This is a genomic window from Pseudomonas sp. A125, assembly GCF_055409485.1.
Genome location: NZ_JBUZVP010000003.1, coordinates 22108 through 40783 on the forward strand (window position 1 = coordinate 22108; position 18676 = coordinate 40783).

Below are 18676 nucleotides of genomic sequence, written 5' to 3' on the forward strand. Positions count from 1 at the left end.
TCGAATGAAAGCCATTGCACACTTCAAATGCCTGCCTATTGAACATCCCGACGCCTTGGTGGAGATCGATATACCCGAGCCAGTGCCGGGGCCGCGCGACTTGCTCGTAGAGGTAAAGGCCGTATCGGTCAATCCTGTCGATACCAAGGTGCGGCAGGGATACGTACCGCACGAGGACGAAAGCCAGCCGCGTATCCTCGGTTGGGACGCTGCCGGCGTGGTCAAGTCGGTCGGCAGCGACGTGACGCTATTCAAGCCCGGCGACAGGGTCTGGTACGCCGGATCGCTGATCCGCCCGGGCAGCAACAGTGAGCTGCAACTGGTGGACGAGCGTATCGTCGGTTCAATGCCCCAGTCGCTGGATTTCAGCCAGGCTGCGGCATTGCCACTGACTTCCTTGACCGCTTGGGAATTACTTTTTGATCGCCTGGGTGTTGCACGCGATACCACCGACCGGGGCGAAACGCTGCTGATCATCGGCGCTGCAGGCGGTGTGGGTTCAATCCTGACTCAGCTGGCGCGTCAGCTAACCGGGTTGACGATCATTGGTACGGCTTCGCGCCCTGAAACCCAGGCCTGGGTCACCGAGCTGGGTGCGCATCATGTCATTGACCATACCAAGCCACTCAGCGAGGAGCTCAAACGCTTCGGTATCGCACAAGTCAGCTATGTCGCCAGCCTGACCCAGACCGATCGGCACTTCGAGCAAATTATCGAGTCACTGAAACCTCAGGGCAGGCTGGGCCTGATCGATGACCCGGCCACGCTTGACGTCGTACCGATGAAGCGCAAGAGCCTGTCGTTGCACTGGGAGCTGATGTACACCCGCTCGCTTTACGAGACAGAGGACATGCAGGAGCAGCACAACATCCTCAACGAAATTGCGCGGCGCGTTGATAGGGGCGACTTGCGCACCACCGTTGGCGACAACTACGGGCGCATCAGCGTAGAAAATCTTCGTCGAGCCCATGCTCTGCTGGAAAGCGGCAAGGCGAAGGGCAAGATCGTGCTGGAAGGCTTCTAAGAGGGCGTAGACAAAATAAATCAAACCGGCTGCACCACCTACCTAATGTCCTGAGCGTCGGGCGGATAATCCTGCACAGAAGCACCCGTGTTATCGGGTGCCTTCCTCAGCGTGGCCGGACTGAAAGCGGCTATTCGTCCTCATGACACTCGTTAGAGAAGCGGAATGCTATAGCTTACAAAAACTCGGTTCTGATCTACGTTACGAGCCGCTTCGCTGTTGGACTTGCCGTTACGCCAGCCGAACCCGACACCTTTAAGCGCTCCGGACTGAAGGACGTAGTCCAGGCTAATGTCTCTTTCCCATTCCTTTTGGTTGTCGCCGGACGTAGTTTTAATATTATCGCCGGAGAGGTACATGACCGAGCCTTTCAGGCCAGGAACTCCCAGAGCGGCAAAGTCGTAAGCATACTGACCGAAAGCTGTGCGCTCGCCTGCGCGGGTGAACGTTTGGATCAGACGGTCGGTATACAGATACAGGCTTGCTCCACCGGCGCCCTTGTCTATCAGGCTGCCCTGATTGAGTTGAGTGAAGTTGCTGCCATCCGACACACTTTGGTACCCCGCAGTAATCGCGTGGCCACCCAGCGTGTAAATCAACGCGGCACTCCAGGTACGGTTGTCGATCTCTCCATCACCGTTTTTGGTGTAGCCATTAATTCTGTAGCCTGACGTACCGGAGCTATTTGCACCTGACGAGTCAGTTTTGAAGTAGCGCAGGTCGGTTTTAAGGGACTGATTGTCCGAGAGCGCAAGGGTGTGAATCAATCCAAAAAAATGCTGCGTATAGTAGTTATCGAGGTTTGCGTAGTAGTACTGAGCTGTCAGATCCTTGGTGACGTTCCAATCGCCCCCGGCGAAGTCAAACTGATTGCTCTCACGCGTACCACCAGCAACGGCCAACCCCGTCTGATCGCTTGAACCACGCCCTGTCGCATGTTCGATCCGACCTCCAGTCAAGGTCAGCCCCTTGAACTCGCTCGAGGTGATTTGACCGCCCTCGAAGGTTTGTGGAAGTACGCGCCCATCGTTGGCAACCAGAATTGGGAGTTTCGGAATCAAGGTGCCGTAGCGAAGTTCAGTTTTCGACATTTTGACTTTTCCGGTCAGCCCCACCCGGCTCCACTCGTCGACGGCACGGTTGTCACTGTCAGAAGGCATCATGGTGCTGCCGACATGCCGTCCTTTGCCGCTGTCCAGGGTAACCCCCAGCAATCCCAGGCCATCGACACCAAAGCCAACCATGCCATCGGTATAACCCGATTTGAAGTCCAACATGAAACCCTGCGCCCATTCTTCGGTTTTGGAAGGGGCGGCAGTGCCATCGCGGTTGTCGTTATTGAAGTAGAAGTTCCTCATCCCCAAGGTGGCCTTGCTATCACTTAGAAAGTCAGCATGCGCCTGTGCACTCAGGGTGATACCAAGAAACACCGAACTTGCAGCAATTTTTTTTCTACTCAATTGTATAGCGCTCCCTTTGTTATTTTAAAGTAATAGAAGCAACGCAAAATCTTAGAGGTCAACGCAACGCACACGAAGACCAGTACTTAGGGAAGGTCTGAAGTACCCACCGATTTTTGAGGCCCTCGCTGCTTGAGGTTCAAAAAATCCAAGTCGGCCGAAAAACAGACCCTTCTTGTCTTTAATTCACGGCTCTTTCCTCTGATCGTGCTGTTTCAGGGCGATCAGCCCGCATTACAGACGCACCTCTCCCGCATTCAACAACCGTTTTCGCACCATCCACAGGTTCGACAATGCGAACAAGGTTGTCTGTTGGGCGATGTTTTTCGACAAGCCACGAAAGCGTACTTTCGTGTAGCCAAACTGGCGCTTGATCACGCGAAAGGGATGTTCAACCTTGGCCCGCACCTGCGCTTTGGCGTATTCGATCTTGCGTCGCATACGCCCGATCAAACTCTTTTTTCCGTGCTTTCTATAGCTGCTGGGACGCGCGGCAATCGACCAAATCATCGTGCGGTTCTGATGCTCAGCACGCTTCTCCACACCGGTATAACCCGCATCGCCGCACACGTAAGTTTCCTCACCATGCAACAACTGATCGACCTGAGTCACGTCCGCCACATTCGCCGCCGTGCCCACCAGGCTGTGCACCAAGCCGGATTCGGCATCGACGCCGATGTGCGCTTTCATACCAAAAAAGTACTGATTTCCTTTTTTCGTCTGATGCATTTCCGGGTCGCGCTTGCCGTCCTTGTTCTTGGTCGAACTCGGGGCATGAATGATCGTCGCATCGACCACCGTGCCTTGGCGCAGCATCAAGCCACGGTCACCCAGATAGCCGTTGATGACCTGCAAGATCCCGCCCGCCAACTCATGTTTTTCCAGCAGGCGCCGGAAGTTGAGGATCGTGGTTTCATCGGGAATTCGATCCAGATGCAGCCCCGCGAACTGGCGCAGAATCGTCGTTTCATAGAGTGATTCTTCCATCGCCGGATCGCTGTAGCCGAACCAGTTCTGCATCAGATGAACCCGCAACATGGCCAGCAACGGATACGCCGGACGACCGCCTTCACCTTTCGGATAATGCGGCTCGATCAAGGCAATCAAGCCCTTCCAGGGCACGACCTGATCCATCTCGATCAGGAAGCGCTCACGGCGGGTCTGCTTACGTTTGCCGGCGTACTCAGCATCGGCGAAGGACATCTGTTTCATCGGGACTCAACCGTTCGATTCCTGTGAGGCGGGTATTTCACCAAATCTGGAAGCCTTTTTCAGAGTTTCCCTAGATCGGCGAATGACTCCAATCCCACTTGGGCGAGCAACTCCATCGCTCTATCGTCAAGAGCGGCAAGTGCAGCGCGCGACTTCCAGAAATGGAAGGAAGTCCCCAGGCTTCGCTGTAGCGGAATATAGATGTTTTCTCGCACGGTAAGGCGAGGAAAGACTGCCGATATCTGGAAAGATCGAATCATCCCTCTGCGCGCTACTGCAGCTGGGTGCTCACGAGTGATGTCCTGGCCGTTGAAGCTAATAGTCCCTTGGGTAGGATCGAGAAACTTGGTGAGCAAGTTAAAACATGTCGTCTTTCCGGCACCGTTGGGACCGATCAGGGCATGAATTGAGCCACGCTTCACACGCAAGTTGACATTTTCAACAGCGGTAAATCCTTTGAACTCTTTGGTCAAACCAACAGTTTCCAGAATCGCATCATTAGCCATATTATTTTCAACTCACGTTCTTGCTTTTCTTGTAATGTGAATCTAAGTCGTCGACTAATACTGGTCCAATATTATTTTAAGGAACCATTTATACGTAAAAAGTCTTTATTTTCTCGAGTCCAGCCATTTTTCAGTATTGTGACCGGGGATGGTTAAGCGGCTATAGACATAGCCAACGCTTTTGCCAACCACACCCGGCCCCTGGCATTAGAGCCGAATGTGGGAGAAAGGCACAGGGAATGCCTTGCCTTGAGCGATGGAGTTTTGCGCTGGCGTCCGCAAGTTTGCCTTAGTGTCTGAATTTCAGGAAAGAACCTGAGCAGACCAGGATTCAGCTGAGGCGATATTCAACCCCCCGCATAACTATCCACTACCCTCCGGTACTGGCTGGGAGAGGCGCCGATGTGTTGCTGAAAAAACCGCGTGAAATGACCTTGCTCGGAGAACCCGAGGTTCTCCGACAACAGGCCCAACGTCCCACTGCGCTCGCGCTCCAGCCAGGCGAAAGCCCGGCGCATGCGCGCGTCGTTGAGCAACAGGGTCGGCGTCATACCGGTATCTTTCTTGAATAGCGCAAAGAAGTGCGCCCGGGACAGACCACAAGCCCGCGCGGCGTTGTCGATCGGGTGCGGATCATCGAGGTGCTCAAGCAACCAGGCGGTGCCACGGCGCACACGTGCGTCCCGGAACTCACCTGAGCTCGGCGCCCCTAATAGCGACAAATGCCGCCAGCTGGAAAAGTCCTCGATCAGTTCGATCAGGAAGTCGAACAGCATGAATTCCATGCGCTCTTTCGGCACGATCCCGCAGCCATGCGCTTCGGCGACCAGGATATCGGCCAAGGTGCGATTACGACTCGACAGCTCGATGCATGACCGGGCAAAAAAGTCCGGCCGACCGCTGAGCGCCAGCGACTGCTGGGCAGTGGCCAGCCAGGCGGGCTCGATGTAGAGCGCCAGGATGACAGTGGCACCGGCACCCGGCTGCGGATCGTAGAAATGCGGCTCCCAGGCGTTGACCAGCACCGCCGTGCGATCGCTGAGCGGCACCCGCCGCCCGTGGACGTTGAAGTAAGTGTCTTCACCGGACACTTTGACCAGCACATGGCATTCGGAATGGGTGTGGGTAACCAGCGAACGATCCATGTTCAGCAAGGCGACCCGGCCAAACCTGCCGTGGAAAACCCGTTGGGCAATCGACATCAGATTCCTCCGCTCGCTTGAAGCGATATTGTTATCGGCCACCATGAAGGATTATCGCGGCGTCCATGTGTTTCCGGACCCCGGCGTTCACTCAATGATTCAGCACTTTTCTGGCCACTATCGCGCGCGAATGACCGAGCGTCTACCTCGACTTTCGCAGCCCCCACGCTCATCGGAAAAACCGCCTTACAGGGCATGGCGTTCTTTCCCGTGATAGACGCGCAGGATATCGGCCACCACCGCCAGAGCGATTTCCGCCGGGGCCTTGCTGCCCAGATCGAGGCCGATGGGCATGTGCAAACGGGCAATCTGTTCATCCGTCAGACCACCGATGCGTTTGAGCCGCTCGGCGCGCTTGGCCGAGGTTGCCTGAGAGCCCATGGCGCCGACGTAAAACGCCGGGGTGTGAACCGCTTCCATCAGCGCCAGATCATCGATTCGCGGATCATGAGTCAGCGCCACCACCGCGGTCGCTGCGTGGCAACCTCCGGCGGCGATAAACATCGAGGGCAGTACACGCTGCATCTCCACGCCTTCGAGATGTACATGCAGCATCTCTTCCCGGGGGTCGCAGGCGATAACTTCGCAGCCGATGGCTCGGGCGAAACTGGCGCAAACTTCAGCGACCGGCGAGAGTCCTGCCAGAATCAGTCGTAGCGCCGGGCCAACACTGATGCGCACCCTTTCGTCGACGACTTGCACCCGTTCGCTGCCGTGCCCGGTGTCCGGGTCCAGGCGCAGGGCACCGCTACTCAGCTCGACGTGACGCAGCAGACGGCGCTGACCCAATAACGCCGCTTGCAGACCCTCCAGGTGCGCGATCCATTCGAGACTGGCAGCGCGGTGCTCGACCAGCACGATCAGCACGCCACCACAGGGCAATCGCAGACGGTGGCGTTGCTCGACGCTGTCGCCATAGCTGACGATCTGCGCCGGTTCGCGTAATTCACCCCGCGCCAGGCTTTCGAGAAATTCCTCTTCGACGCAGCCACCCGACAGCGAGCCGACGTGTTCGCCCGTGCCATTGGTCACCAGCATCGCACCCGGCGCACGCGGCGCAGAGCCATAGGTGGAGAGCACCGTGCACAGCCACTGGGCCTGCCCGGCGCGAGCCCATTGCAGTGCCTGGTCGATCACCTGAACATCGAGATGACGCATGTTTTATACCTCAAGCAAAGCGTGGTGCTGCCTGCAGGGTTACGTTTACGGTAACCTGCGAGCAACCTTGTTTAAACGTTGGTTCAACATGTCGCCACAACCGTTTTTGCACCTTGGGTCGCTGCGCCTGGAATATCGCCACATTCGTGCGGCTGACCCATCGCGACCGACACTTGTACTGCTGCATGAAGGCCTTGGCAGCGCTGACCAATGGAAAGACTTCCCCCGGCGTCTGGCCCAGGTCAGCGGTTGCGGTGTGGTCACTTATAGCCGTCAGGGTTATGGGCAATCGAGCCCGGTGACCCTGCCGCGTCCGCTGAACTACCTGACCAGCGACGGCCCTCGTGAACTGCGGCAATTGCTCGATGCCTTGCAACTGCCGCAAGTGGTCTTGCTCGGTCACAGCGACGGTGCATCCATCGTCCTCGCCTATGCCGCCGCCAACGACCCACGGGTACTGGGCAGCATTGCACTGGCACCCCACGTGATTGTCGAGGCCGAAAGCCTCGATGGCATTCGCCATACCACTGAAGCCTGGCATCGGGGCCCATTGCGCGAACGCCTGGTACGTCACCATGGGACAAATGTCGATGGCGCCTTTCACGGTTGGAGCGACAGCTGGTTGCACCCGGACTTTTCCCTGGATGATCTCCACGCGCAGTTGGCGCATATCGAAAAACCGCTGCTGGTCATTCAGGGTCGCGAAGACCACTACGCCACGCCCGAGCAACTGGTGGTCATCCAGCGACAGGTGCCTGGAGCGTGCCGCTGCGTGTTGCTGGATAACTGCCGGCACTTTCCCCAAACCGAAGCAACCGAGCAGACCTTGCAGCTGATCCGCGAATTCCTCGAATGCTTGCGCACCTGAATGCACCGAACGTGACTCAACCATCGACCACCTCATCCAGCGTTGCTACGCGCTCCGGCCGTTCACGCCAGCGACGGACGACACCCAGTTCGATATCGAACATATCCAGCACCCTGCCAACGGTGTGATCGATCATGTCTTCCAGGCTGGTCGGCTTGGCATAGAACGCTGGCACTGGCGGCGCGATCACTGCACCGAGTTCGGCCAACTCGGTCATGCTGCGCAGGTGATTGCGGTGCAGTGGCGTCTCGCGAACCATCAGCACCAGGCGCCGGCGTTCCTTGAGCACCACGTCGGCGGCGCGAGTCAGCAGTGTTGAAGTCACGCCGCTGGCAATCTCCGACAAGCTGCGTATCGAACACGGCGCGATGATCATGCCCATGGTTTTGAACGAGCCACTGGCGATTGCCGCGCCAATGTCCTGATTGACGTAGCTGACGTCCGCAAGGGTCTTGATCCGGGACCAGGACATATCGGTTTCATGGGCCAAAGTAATCAGCGCCGATTTGCTGACCACCAGATGGGTTTCAATCGGCGTGTCGCGCAACAGCTCCAACAGACGCACGCCATAGACGGCGCCTGAGGCACCGGAAATTCCTACGATCAGCCGCTGCGGCCGGCTATTACCGGGAGTGCCCATGGTTGCCTTCCTCTATCGGACCTTCTTTGTAGAAATGGATGGTGTCGAGTGCGGTGGTCATGGTTTTGCCGATCATCTCGATGAACAGCATTGCCGCCGGGGTCAATGGTCGACGGGCGTCGTGCACACAGACCATGCGCCGGCTGATTCCTGGCGCGGCCAGCGGATAGGCGCGCAACGCGCCTTCGTGCAATCCGCGATGCAGGATGGTTGCCGGCAGCACGCTGACCCAGTCGCTGCGACGCAAGAAGTCCTCGATGACCGCCAGATCGTCCACCTCCAACTGCGGGGTGACTTCAATGCCCTGGGCAGCAAGGTGCTGGTCAATCACCCTGCGCAACCCGTGACGACGCGAGGGCAGCACCAGTTTGAATCCCGCCAGACTGGCCAGCGGCAAGGGCAACGCTCCGTTGAGGCGATTGGCTGCACCGGTGGCGACCAGTAGCTCCTCATCGAAGATGTCGTGGCCGATCAGGTGCTCATGCTGAAAGCTTTGGTTGATGACCGCGAAATCCAGCACGCCGGTCAGGACCTTCGCGATCAATTCCTGGCTGTAGCCCGAGGTGACGCTCAATTCAACCTGTGGCTGATGCTCGACGAAATGCGCCAGCGTGCTCGCCAACGCGTTGTTGGCGGCAGACGCGATCAGCCCGGCGCTGATGCGTCCGCCAATCTGGCCGCTACGGTCGATCAGGGCCTGCCGCGCCGCCAGCAGCTGGCCAAGAATCGGCATGAACAAGCGATAAGCCTGATCTGCGGCCTCGGTCGGCGCCATGCCCTTGGAGCTGCGCTCGAACAACGTCTGCCCGAGTTCTTCCTCAAGCCTGGCGATCTGCATCGACAACGCCGGTTGCACGATATTCAAGCGCTGTGCGGCCCGGGTGACGGAGCCCTCTTCATAGAGGCAGGTGAAATACTTCAGATGGCGCAGCTCCATAGTCACCCTCGCGTGCGCGCTCAACCGAGCGTGCCGACGTTCTGATAAATGTGTTTGAGCTCGCTGAAATCCAGCAGCGCATCGACGCCATGCAAGCGCCCCAGGCCGCTCTTGCGGTAGCCACCGGTTTCCGCCTCGGCGAACAATTTGTTGTGCTCATTGAGCCACACCGTGCCGTTGCGCAGTGCCCGAGCGACACGCCAGGCGCGCGCACCCTGTTCGGTCCAGACACTCGCAGACAGACCGAACTCGGTATGGTTGGCCCGCGCCACAGCCTCGGCTTCGTCTTCGAAAGACTCCAGCACCAGCAACGGACCAAAAATTTCTTCCTGACAGAAGAACGCGTTGCTGTCGCGGTGGGCGATCAGCGATGGTGCGAGGAATGCGCCTTTGCTCAGTTCACCCTGCCCACGACCACCGGCAAGCAGCACTTCGTCACAGCTGTCCAGTGCCTCGCCAATGCGTCGCTCGACGTTATCCCTGGATTGCCAGTCGATCAACGGCCCCATAGTTGTCGCTGGATCGAAGCCATTGCCCAGACGCACCTGCTGCAGAGCGGTGGTCAGCGCGGTTTTCATTTCGGCGAAACGGCTGGCATGCACCAACACGCGCCGGGCGGCAGTGCATTGCTGGCCGGAGATAATGGTGGCAGCCGCTGCAAGTTTCGGTGCGATGGTCGCAATATCGGCATCTTCAAAGACCAGGCAGCAAGATTTCCCGCCCAGTTCCAGAGAGAGCTTCTTCATAGTCGCCGCGCAGTCGCGCATGATGCGCTGGCCCGTAGCAGTCGAGCCGGTGAAGCTGAGCACGTCCACCCGTGGCGAAGCCACCAAATGCGCAGCCCCGGCATGCCCGCTCTCGGCGAATAGATTGACCGCCCCAGCCGGCAGGCCTGGCAATGCGAACAGCGGTTCGAGCATCGCAGCATTGAACAGCGCGGTTTGCGGCGCGGGTTTGATCACCACTGTGCAACCCGCCGCGATCGCTGGCGCCAGAGCACGAACCAGCAGCACCGCCGGGGCATTCCATGGAATGATCAGCCCCGCCACCCCGGCGGGTTCGCGCAGCATGCTGGAGAACTCACCGGGCGCCACTTCTAGCATGTGCCCCGGGTTATGCCGGGCCAGGCCGGCGTAGTAAAGAATCTCGGAAATAGCCCCGCCGATCTCTCCTCGGGACTGCGCCAATGCCTTGCCGTTCTCGCGCGTCAGCAATTGCGCGAGTTGTTCCTGACGCGCCTTCAGGCCGGCAGCCCACTCCAGCAATAGCTGCTGACGCAGGCGTGGATTCTGCGCCCATTGCGGGTCGTTGAAGGCTCGGGCGGCCGCTGCCACCGCCGCTTCAGCTTCGGCCTCGCCGCCGTCGGCAAAGCATCCGATCAGTTCGCCGCTTGCCGGGTCGAGACTGTCGGTCCAACGATCCGTTGAGGTCCATTGTCCATCGATGAAGTGTTGGCTTTGCATGAATCCTCCTTAAATCAATGGGTCACCGAACCGCCGTCGACCACAAGGGTCTGGCCACTCATGAAATCACTGTCGGGGCTGGACAGAAACAGCAGCGCGCCGATCAGATCCTGCGGCACCGCTTCGCGTTTGATGCAGCGGCTGGCAATGTTGTTGCGCACGATATCCCCGGCCCAGGCGGCATTGGCCTGAACGTTGGCGCTCATGGTCAGGCCGGGTGCCAGGCAGTTGCAGCGGATGCCGGCGTCGCCGACTTCGCGCGCTATCGAACGTGTCAGGGCAATCACCGCGCCCTTCGACGCGACATAAGCCGCCATCATCGGCGCCCCTTTGAAAGCCGTCGCCGAGGCAATGTTGACGATCTTGCCGTAGCCCTGACGGCGCATCACCGGCATTACCGCCTTCGCACACTCGAAGGAACCGCGCACATTGACCGCCATGATCCGATCCCATTCCGCCGAGCTGGTCTGCTCGAACGGTTTGAGCTCCAGGGTGGCGAACAACGCGGCGTTGTTGATCAGCACGTGCACACCGCTGAACTGCGTCACGGCTTCCTCGACCATGGCTTGCACCGCGGCACCGTCGGTCACGTCACAAGCGATTGCCAGGGCCGTACCGCCCTTGTTGCGGATCGCGGCAGCGGTTTCGTCAGGCGCCTTCAAATCGCAAAGCACCACCTTCGCGCCCTCGGCCGCCAGGGCCTGGGCATAAGTGGCACCGATGCCTTGCGCGGCACCGGTAATGATCGCGACTTTTCCATTCAATCTGCTCATTGCGTTTTCCTTTACTTGAAGTTGCCTTGGGTTTCCGGAATCACCACGCTGCCGATCAGGTAGATCACCGACAGGCCGGCGGCGAAAATCGCCAGCACCATCGGGATCTGCGCGGGACTGCTGCTGAACAGGGACACAAAGGTCGGCATGGTTCCACCGAGGGCGAAACCGATGTTCCAGGACAATCCAGTGCCGCTGGCGCGCAGCTCGGTGCTGAAGCGTTCGTTGAGGAAGATCAGGATCGGCGCGATGATCGCCCCGCCCATGAAGGCGATGCCCACGCAATACAGCGCAGTACGGGTCAGCGAACCCGGCTCGGCGACACCGAGGAACATCATCGGCAAGCTCACCAGGTTAATCACACCCAGTAGCATGAAGGTCTTCTTGCGACCGATCAGGTCACTCATGTAACCGAAGGCCAGTGCTCCGACAATGGTTGCCACCGACCCGTACATGAGCATCTGCGAAGTTTGCGTATGGGGCACTTTGGCGACCACGTTGAGCAAGGTCGGCAGATAACCGCAGGCCAGGTAATACGTTGCTCCGCCGCCGAAGGTAATCAGCAGATTGACCAGCATCACGCTGCGGTACTCGCGACCAAACAGACGCTTGAGCGGCGACACGACCACTACCGTCGGCCCCTTGGTCTTGCGCGCTTGTTGCAGTTGCTGCCAGACCGGGGTTTCTTCCAGATAGCGGAACATCACCAGCCCGAAAAACGTGCTGAGCAGGCCGCAGAAAAACATGAAGCGCCAGCCCCAGACGTCAAACTCCTCCCCGGGAAAGATTTCCGACAGCACCAGATAGGTGAATGACGCCAACAGCGCGCCCATGCCGGCACCGGCGCCGCCGATCAACCCGGACATCAAGCCGCGATAGCGCGGCGAGATGGATTCGGTGCCGATGGTGTGAGTGGAGGCAACGATGCCGCCAACGAAAATGCCCTGAATTACTCGTAATAGCAGGAACAGTATCGGGGCCAATATGCCGACCTGATGAATGGTCGGCAACGCGCCGAATAGTGCCGTGGAAATACCGACGCCGACCATCGATACCATCAGCGCACGCTTGCGACCGTGTTTGTCGGCATACGCGCCGAAGATCGCCGAGCCCAGCGGACGCACCAGCAAGGCCACGGCGAACGAGGCATACACCGCGGCGAGCGACAGTGTTGGGGTGTCCGAGGGGAAGAACAGGCGACCGATGATCGGCGCCACGTAGAGCAGAATGAACAAGTCAAACAAATCCAGCGCCCAGCCGAATGTCGAGGCAAATGCCGCGAGCAAAGCCTTGCCCGGTGGAATTTGCGGTGTATCGGTAGCGGCGCTGGTTGGCGGTGCAGTTGTTGTTGTTGTCGTGGTCATGGTTGCCTCACGCAAGACGTGTCTTGAGTTGGTTGGAACTATCGGGAACAGACCGCCGAACTCCAGCGGCCACCGGGTTCAATCGTGCATCTGGAGCACGCGCTGCCAGTCCTGCGGCGCCGCGTGCGCCACCGTGTCGAGTTCGACTTCCTGTTGGCCTGGCACCTGGATTCGTTTGAAGCGCATGGTCGGTGCCGACAGCGGCACCGTGGCGTCGTAGCCCATCTTCGAGCCGACACCGTCACGGGTGGAGGGGTCGAGTTTCGAGCCCTGGGACTCGTGGATCAGCACCAGGTCGCGGTCGGCCTGGAAGCGGGTGGCGATCGCCCACTCGACTTCGGTGGGGTCATGAATGTCCACATCCAGATCCACCACCGTGACATGCTTGATGTCGTAGTGACCGCCCAGCGCGCCGAGGATGACGTTCTTGCCCTCGCCCTCGGAGCGTTTGTCGATCTGCACATAAAGGTGATAACGACACACCCCGCCCTTGCTCAGGTGCACGTCACGCACGCATGGAAAGCTGCGGCGCAAGTACGCGAGCATGGTCGCTTCGCGCGGGATGCCACCGAGCAGCAAGTGCTCCAGGCCGCCGCCGACGATGGTGTGAAAAATCGGGTTGTGTCGATGGGTCACGGCGTCGACTTCGATCACATGGCGCTCGGCGCGCTCGCCGTAGTACTGCGGAAACTCGCCAAACGGCCCTTCCATTTCCCGCGCCTTGGCCAGCAACCGGCCTTCGATGACGATCTCGGCATCGGCAGGCACGCGAATCTGGTTGGTGACACAGCGCGTCACCGCCAGCGGCCGGCCATGCAACGCACCGGCAATTTCCAGTTCGTCGTGATCGATCGGCACGATGGCCTGGGACGCCAGCAGGGTCAGCGGATCAGCGCCAATGACCACCGCCACTTCCAGATCCTCCCCCAGCGCCTCGACTTCCTGAAAGAAGGCCAGCGCATGGCGTGGCAGCAGCAGTGCACCCAGGCGATTGGGGCTGCTCACTTGCAAGCGGTGAATCGAAACGTTCTGTACCCCGGTGCGCGGGTTTCGGGTAATCAGCAGGCCAGCGGTGATGTAAGGGCCGCTGTCGTGCTCGTTGTGGGTGGGAATTGGCAGCAGTTTGTTCAGGTCGATCTCACGATGCACCACTTGCTGACAAGCTGCATCGCCGACTTCGCGCCACGGCAGCGGATTGAGGCTGGCGGCTTCGAAACGCGCCAACACTTCAGCGGACTCCACGCCCATGGCCTCGGCCATCCACTGCCGGTCGGACAGCAGGCCGGACACCACCGCAATCGAGTGGCCGCCAGGTTGGGGAAACAGTGAAGCGCTCTTGCCGTCCAGGCGATTGGCAATCGCTGCAACGCCGAAACGCAGGTCCACGCCGGGGCGTATCATTGCCAAGCGCTGCTGGCGCTGCAAATGGTCGAGCCAGCCACGCAGGCTGGCGCCTGCTGGCAGGTCCCCGGCCATGTCGGCTTCGGGGGTGGAAAGAGTCACAGGCTGCATGGCCTTACCTCGTCATTACGGTTTTGGTGGCATGCCCGGTCACCCGACGGCACGCCCGTTGAAATCGCTGGGATTCAGCGCCCGGTTGCGCTCGCACCGATGGGTTTGGCGCTGCCGGCTCGCTCGGGCTTGCCGCCCCGCAGCAAGTGGCTCAGGGTCATGATCGCGAGTGGCGTGGCCAGTGCGATGTAGGCGTTGTCGATGCCATAAGGGTTGCCCATCAGGAACCAGCCGATGGTGATGATCAGTGACGCGATGATGCTGATGAACGCACCCTGCCGCGTGCCGAATGTCGGCGCGTAAAACACCATCAGCACCAGTACCGCGAGTGAGGCACGCAAGGCCTTGGCGAGGAAGGTCACCACCAGAACGTCGGAGGCGTACAGCGCCAGCGTGATGGGCAGCAGGCCGGCGATGATGGTCGCGGTCCGGGCAAAATTGAGGTTCTTGCGATCATCACGTTGTGGGTTGAAGAACGGCTGATAGAAGTCCTTGAGCAACAACGTAGCGATGCCCATGGTGAGCGCGGCCATGGTGCCGAACAGCGCCCCGGCCAGTCCCGCAACGACGATCCCGGCCATCCATTCGTGCATGTGCCCGAGGATTTGCGGAAAGGCCTGCAATGACGGAATCTGCGGAAACAGCACCGCACTGCACATCCCCACCATCGCGGCGATCAGGCCGTAGGGAATCAACATCAATGCACAGTAGAAACTCGCGTGCTGGGCCTTGCGCCCGTCGCTGACGGTATTCACCGCCTGCACCACGTACTGGGTGGCGAACGTCGCGCCGATGCCGGCCACCAGCCAGGCGAAAATCTTCGGCCAACCGACGTTACCGACTTCGAACATCGGCGCTGGCAGTCGCGCCACCAACTCGCCCATGCCGCCCACCTTGCTCAAGGCAAAACCCAAGGCGAGGATGATCCCGGCGTACATCATCAATGCGTGCAAGACGTTGGTATAGATCACTGAGCGCATGCCACCGATGCCGACGTACAGCACCGAAACAATACCGACGATGATGATCGCCGACGTCCGCTCGATGCCCAGCAAGGTCGCCAGCACTGCCCCGCCGCTGGCATAAATCGAGACCGCTACGATCGATAGCGCGCAGATCATGATCACTGAGGTGGCAAAGCGTACCGGCTCGCCGTAAGTGCGGGCCAGCGCCCCGGAAATGGTGTTCTCGCCGAGGTCCTTGTACTTCTTCGCCAACAGCATGGAGAAGATCACGAACCCGACGCCCAGGGCCGCGATGTTCCAGGCGGCGGAAATGCCATAGGTGTAGCCCGCTTGGGCTGTACCAATGCTCGCGGTGGTGCCGATGAACTCGGACATCATCAGAAAACCGATCAGCACCGCCGGGAAGTCCTTGCCTCCTGTTGTAAAGTTTTTTGCGCTTTGTGTAGAGCGTCGAACCCACAAACTGATCAACGCCAAGACCACCATGTAGGCGGCCACGATGGTTAATACGAGCCAGCTAGAAGCCATAAGTGGAACTCCGATTTTTATATTTATTGGACGGATTTCGGTGCAGCCGATCTCACCCTAAGAGCCCCGCAACAGGTTTTCCATTAACGAATATTGATGCGCCCTATCAGTTTCACTGAAGGGGCGGCAGGCCCTGCTCCATAGGGGGGGCACACCGTTGCCGACGCACTCCCGGGCCTGCTCGCCGGCACACATTTATTCGCCGGTGAACACGGCCGCACGCTTGCTGTGAAACGCCTCGACGCCTTCCTTGAAGTCCTTGGAGCTACGCAAGCGGCTGTAGCAGTGACCTTCCATTTCGATCGCGACGGTCAGCGGTGCATCTTCGTTGTCGTTGATCAGTTTTTTTGCCGTGCGCTGAGCCAGCGGCGAGAAGCGACGCAGCTCATCGACCAAGGCATCGACGGTGCTTTCCAGTTCGGTGTCCGGCACGACCTCGGTAGCGATACCCCAGGCATAGGCCTGGTCGCCCGTGATGCGTTTGGCGCGCATCACCATGTGCTTGGTACGGGTGATGCCAATGATTTTCTGCAGGCGTGCGGAGCCACCCGAGCCCGGGATCTGCCCCAGGTTCTGCTCAGGCAAGGCATAGCGCGTGGTTTGCGACGCAATGCGGAAATCGCAGGCCAGGGACAGTTCGAAACCGACACCGAAGGTGTAACCGCGGTTGGCAACGATCACCGGTTTTTCGCAACGTGCCGGTGCCGCGACGTTCCAGGCCAGCTTGGAAACGTGCTCTGGCGACGCTTCAAGAAAACCCTTGATGTCGCCGCCGCTGGAGAAGTGTTCACCCACCGAGCGCAGCACGATGACGCGCACGTCCTTGTGTGCATCGAGGGCTTCGAAGACCAGGCGCAGCTGATCGCGCTGCCCCATGGAAATGACGTTCAACGGCGCCCGGTTGAGGATGATGTCGGCGCGCTCGCGGGACACATCGACTTCTACCTGGAAGCCATCGAATTGAGTCTCGAGAAATTGCTGGATCGATTGTTGTTGCATGGGAGTGTCCTCTGGATGATTAGCTGATGGCCTTCAAGGCCTGTTCCTGGAATTGGGCCAGCAGCACGCGCCGCAGCACCTTGCCAACGGGAGATTTTGGAATCTCGTGGATGAACTGGTAACGCCGTGGCCGTTTGAATTTGGCCAGGCCCGAAGCGATGCAATGGGCATCGAGGTCGCATTCCGAGACCTCGGCGCGCAGCTTGATAAACGCAGCAATGATCTTGCCCCACTGCTCGTCCGGCAGACCGACCACCACCACTTCTTCCACTGCCGGGTGCAAAGAGAGCATGTTTTCGATTTCTGCCGGGCTGACGTTTTCGCCACCGGTGATGATCAAGTCATCGACGCGACCGGTGACGAACAGATCGCCCTCCAGATCGAAGTAGCCGATGTCACCGGTGAAATACCAGCCGTCACGCAACGCCTTGGCGTTCGCTTCGGGGCGGTTCAGGTAGCCTTCGAACGCCTCGTCGCTCGCCAGGTCGGCGATGATCTGGCCCTCCTCCAATGGGTTGGCCTGCACGTCCACCGTTTCAGCATCGATCGGCACCACGCGCACTCGCTGGTTCATTGCACTGCGCCCTGACGAGCCGGGTTTGCGGTGAGCCTGCTGGTCGATGGTGAAGGTGTAGATTTCCGAGCTGCCGTAATGATTGACGAACAATTGCGGCTGGAACGCCTGCTCGACGCGACGCATCAAGCCGTCGCTCATCGGCGCGCCGGCAAAGCCGATTTTCTCCACACTGGCGACTCGCTCGCGGGCAAAGGCCGGGTGTTCGATGAGCATGTGGTAGAGCGTCGGCACCAGGTACAGGTTGCTGACCTTTTCCCGCTCGATGGCGTGCAGCGTGGCTTCCACGTCGAACTTCGGCACACAGACGAAATGCCCGTCGATCAGCGCCATGGACAGCAACGAACGCACGCCCATGGTGTGGTAAAGCGGCATGACACCCAGTGTGCACTCACCCTGGCGGTAAAGGTTTTGCGCTACGTGGGCCACCGCCGCGGCGCGTTCGCTACGGTGCCGACGGGGCACGCCCTTGGGCTTGCTGGTGGTTCCGGAGGTGTACAGCAGCAGTGAAAAGTCTTCGGCGTCGGCCTGCAAAATGATTTCGGAGGGAGTCTGCGAACACAGTTCCTCGAAACTCAGGTCGGTGTCGGCGGCACGCAGACCGGCGGCGATCCGTGGCAGCCTGGTGGCGGCGCTGCAACCGGCCACGGCGGCCACGGTCGCGTCGTCGTAAGCCACTGCACGGATTTGCGCATCTTCGATGCAGTAGCCCAGCTCATCGGCAGTCGAACGCCAGTTCAACGGGGTCATGACGACGCCCGCAAACTGACAGGCCCAATGCAGGGTCGCCATCTGCCAGCGGTTCTGCATCGCTACCAGCAATCGGTCACCGCGTTGCAGCCCTAGGCGTTGCAAGCCCCGAGCGGCGCTCTGGATATCGACGAACCAGTCTTCATAGGTTTTCTTCAACGCACCGTCACTGACTGCCACAGCGAGCGGTCGGCGTTCTACGGCAGCGAGGAAACTGCGTCCGAGATCGAACATTATTGTTATACCCCTTTGTTCGTTTGGCGCTGGGCAGCGACTTCGAGCACGGCCTGGACGATGCCGGTGTAGCCGGTGCAGCGGCATAGATGCCCCGAAAGCATGTCGCGTACCTGGGTCTCGTCCGGATTGGGTACCCGTTCCAGAAAATCCACGCAGGACATGAGAATGCCCGCAGTGCAAAAGCCGCACTGCAAGGCGTGATGACGGCGAAAGGCTTGTTGCAGGTCGCTCAGTGTGTCGTCGTCGGCCAGGGACTCGACGGTCTCGATACGCCGCTCGTGCCCCTGTACCGCGAGCATCAGGCAGGAACGCATGGCGACCCCGTCCACCAGCACCGTGCAGGCGCCGCAGACACCGTGCTCGCAACCGACATGGACACCGGTGGCACCGAGGTCGTGGCGCAGGAAGTCGCAGAGCTGGGTCCGCGGTTCGGCCAGCGCTTCGCGGGAACGGCCATTGAGCTCCAGGCGAATCGCAAAGGTTTGTTCGGCGGTTACATGCATG

16 protein-coding genes and 1 pseudogene are annotated in these 18676 nt (G+C 59.6%); 2 read left to right on the forward strand and 15 right to left on the reverse strand.

Going from position 1 to position 18676, the window contains the following annotated elements:
- The first annotated feature begins 4 nt into the window (after window positions 1-4).
- Window positions 5-1024, forward strand: a complete 1020-nt coding sequence (locus ACZRN6_RS05195; protein ID WP_103406112.1) for a zinc-binding alcohol dehydrogenase family protein — start codon at window positions 5-7, stop codon at window positions 1022-1024.
- Between the two features lie 152 nt (window positions 1025-1176).
- On the opposite strand, the gene ACZRN6_RS05200 is transcribed toward ACZRN6_RS05195, so the two are convergent.
- From ACZRN6_RS05200 to ACZRN6_RS05220, 5 genes and pseudogenes are all read right to left on the reverse strand, one after another.
- Complete coding sequence (locus ACZRN6_RS05200) at window positions 1177-2484, reverse strand: OprD family porin (protein ID WP_103406113.1); 1308 nt, start codon at window positions 2482-2484, stop codon at window positions 1177-1179.
- A gap of 234 nt (window positions 2485-2718) precedes the next feature.
- Window positions 2719-3696, reverse strand: coding sequence for an IS5 family transposase (locus ACZRN6_RS05205; RefSeq protein WP_008374339.1), 978 nt, complete (start codon window positions 3694-3696; stop codon window positions 2719-2721).
- Between the two features lie 77 nt (window positions 3697-3773).
- Window positions 3774-4202: pseudogene (locus tag ACZRN6_RS05210) on the reverse strand (ATP-binding cassette domain-containing protein); the annotation flags it as partial.
- A gap of 347 nt (window positions 4203-4549) precedes the next feature.
- Window positions 4550-5404 (reverse strand): helix-turn-helix transcriptional regulator, encoded by an 855-nt coding sequence (locus ACZRN6_RS05215; RefSeq protein WP_464007352.1) that lies wholly within the window; start codon window positions 5402-5404, stop codon window positions 4550-4552.
- A gap of 186 nt (window positions 5405-5590) precedes the next feature.
- Window positions 5591-6562, reverse strand: coding sequence for an XdhC family protein (locus ACZRN6_RS05220; RefSeq protein ID WP_128874137.1), 972 nt, complete (start codon window positions 6560-6562; stop codon window positions 5591-5593).
- 88 nt (window positions 6563-6650) lie between these two features.
- Here ACZRN6_RS05220 and ACZRN6_RS05225 point away from each other — a divergent pair, with 88 nt between their 5' ends.
- The gene (locus ACZRN6_RS05225) at window positions 6651-7430 is read left to right on the forward strand and encodes an alpha/beta fold hydrolase (RefSeq protein WP_464007353.1); all 780 of its coding nucleotides are present in this window, start codon (window positions 6651-6653) and stop codon (window positions 7428-7430) included.
- 16 nt (window positions 7431-7446) lie between these two features.
- On the opposite strand, the gene ACZRN6_RS05230 is transcribed toward ACZRN6_RS05225, so the two are convergent.
- From ACZRN6_RS05230 to ACZRN6_RS05275, 10 genes are all read right to left on the reverse strand, one after another.
- Entirely contained in the window at window positions 7447-8070 is a 624-nt protein-coding gene (locus ACZRN6_RS05230; RefSeq protein WP_103406131.1) for a UbiX family flavin prenyltransferase, read from the reverse strand.
- Complete coding sequence (locus tag ACZRN6_RS05235) at window positions 8054-9007, reverse strand: LysR family transcriptional regulator (RefSeq protein ID WP_064676954.1); 954 nt, start codon at window positions 9005-9007, stop codon at window positions 8054-8056. Before ACZRN6_RS05235 ends, ACZRN6_RS05230 begins: the two co-directional genes overlap by 17 nt.
- 20 nt (window positions 9008-9027) lie before the next feature.
- Window positions 9028-10470, reverse strand: coding sequence for an aldehyde dehydrogenase family protein (locus tag ACZRN6_RS05240; RefSeq protein ID WP_464007354.1), 1443 nt, complete (start codon window positions 10468-10470; stop codon window positions 9028-9030).
- 14 nt (window positions 10471-10484) lie between these two features.
- A complete protein-coding gene (locus ACZRN6_RS05245; protein WP_421527404.1) occupies window positions 10485-11243 on the reverse strand; it encodes an SDR family NAD(P)-dependent oxidoreductase in 759 nt (252 codons plus the stop codon).
- An 11-nt stretch (window positions 11244-11254) separates the two neighbouring features.
- On the reverse strand, window positions 11255-12607 hold the full coding sequence (locus tag ACZRN6_RS05250) for an MFS transporter (RefSeq protein ID WP_464007355.1): 1353 nt from the start codon (window positions 12605-12607) through the stop codon (window positions 11255-11257).
- A 78-nt stretch (window positions 12608-12685) separates the two neighbouring features.
- The gene (locus tag ACZRN6_RS05255) at window positions 12686-14119 is read right to left on the reverse strand and encodes a UbiD family decarboxylase (protein WP_248679429.1); all 1434 of its coding nucleotides are present in this window, start codon (window positions 14117-14119) and stop codon (window positions 12686-12688) included.
- A 74-nt stretch (window positions 14120-14193) separates the two neighbouring features.
- Complete coding sequence (locus tag ACZRN6_RS05260) at window positions 14194-15612, reverse strand: sodium:solute symporter family protein (RefSeq protein WP_464007356.1); 1419 nt, start codon at window positions 15610-15612, stop codon at window positions 14194-14196.
- A gap of 195 nt (window positions 15613-15807) precedes the next feature.
- Window positions 15808-16611, reverse strand: a complete 804-nt coding sequence (locus ACZRN6_RS05265; RefSeq protein WP_020800292.1) for an enoyl-CoA hydratase/isomerase family protein — start codon at window positions 16609-16611, stop codon at window positions 15808-15810.
- 19 nt (window positions 16612-16630) lie between these two features.
- Window positions 16631-18169 (reverse strand): AMP-binding protein, encoded by a 1539-nt coding sequence (locus ACZRN6_RS05270; RefSeq protein WP_464007357.1) that lies wholly within the window; start codon window positions 18167-18169, stop codon window positions 16631-16633.
- A 5-nt stretch (window positions 18170-18174) separates the two neighbouring features.
- Window positions 18175-18675, reverse strand: coding sequence for a (2Fe-2S)-binding protein (locus ACZRN6_RS05275; protein ID WP_464007358.1), 501 nt, complete (start codon window positions 18673-18675; stop codon window positions 18175-18177).
- Window position 18676 lies beyond the last annotated feature (1 nt).

Bases quoted from the DNA above. Each gene is read 5' to 3' on its own strand.
- ACZRN6_RS05250 (WP_464007355.1), bottom strand. From the start codon at position 12,607: ATGACCACGACAACAACAACAACTGCACCGCCAACCAGCGCCGCTACC.
- ACZRN6_RS05230 (WP_103406131.1), bottom strand. From the start codon at position 8,070: ATGGGCACTCCCGGTAATAGCCGGCCGCAGCGGCTGATCGTAGGAATT.
- ACZRN6_RS05215 (WP_464007352.1), bottom strand. From the start codon at position 5,404: ATGTCGATTGCCCAACGGGTTTTCCACGGCAGGTTTGGCCGGGTCGCC.
- ACZRN6_RS05195 (WP_103406112.1), top strand. From the start codon at position 5: ATGAAAGCCATTGCACACTTCAAATGCCTGCCTATTGAACATCCCGAC.
- ACZRN6_RS05265 (WP_020800292.1), bottom strand. From the start codon at position 16,611: ATGCAACAACAATCGATCCAGCAATTTCTCGAGACTCAATTCGATGGC.
- ACZRN6_RS05240 (WP_464007354.1), bottom strand. From the start codon at position 10,470: ATGCAAAGCCAACACTTCATCGATGGACAATGGACCTCAACGGATCGT.
- ACZRN6_RS05260 (WP_464007356.1), bottom strand. From the start codon at position 15,612: ATGGCTTCTAGCTGGCTCGTATTAACCATCGTGGCCGCCTACATGGTG.
- ACZRN6_RS05275 (WP_464007358.1), bottom strand. From the start codon at position 18,675: ATGCATGTAACCGCCGAACAAACCTTTGCGATTCGCCTGGAGCTCAAT.
- ACZRN6_RS05205 (WP_008374339.1), bottom strand. From the start codon at position 3,696: ATGAAACAGATGTCCTTCGCCGATGCTGAGTACGCCGGCAAACGTAAG.
- ACZRN6_RS05255 (WP_248679429.1), bottom strand. From the start codon at position 14,119: ATGCAGCCTGTGACTCTTTCCACCCCCGAAGCCGACATGGCCGGGGAC.
- ACZRN6_RS05225 (WP_464007353.1), top strand. From the start codon at position 6,651: ATGTCGCCACAACCGTTTTTGCACCTTGGGTCGCTGCGCCTGGAATAT.
- ACZRN6_RS05220 (WP_128874137.1), bottom strand. From the start codon at position 6,562: ATGCGTCATCTCGATGTTCAGGTGATCGACCAGGCACTGCAATGGGCT.
- ACZRN6_RS05270 (WP_464007357.1), bottom strand. From the start codon at position 18,169: ATGTTCGATCTCGGACGCAGTTTCCTCGCTGCCGTAGAACGCCGACCG.
- ACZRN6_RS05245 (WP_421527404.1), bottom strand. From the start codon at position 11,243: ATGAGCAGATTGAATGGAAAAGTCGCGATCATTACCGGTGCCGCGCAA.
- ACZRN6_RS05235 (WP_064676954.1), bottom strand. From the start codon at position 9,007: ATGGAGCTGCGCCATCTGAAGTATTTCACCTGCCTCTATGAAGAGGGC.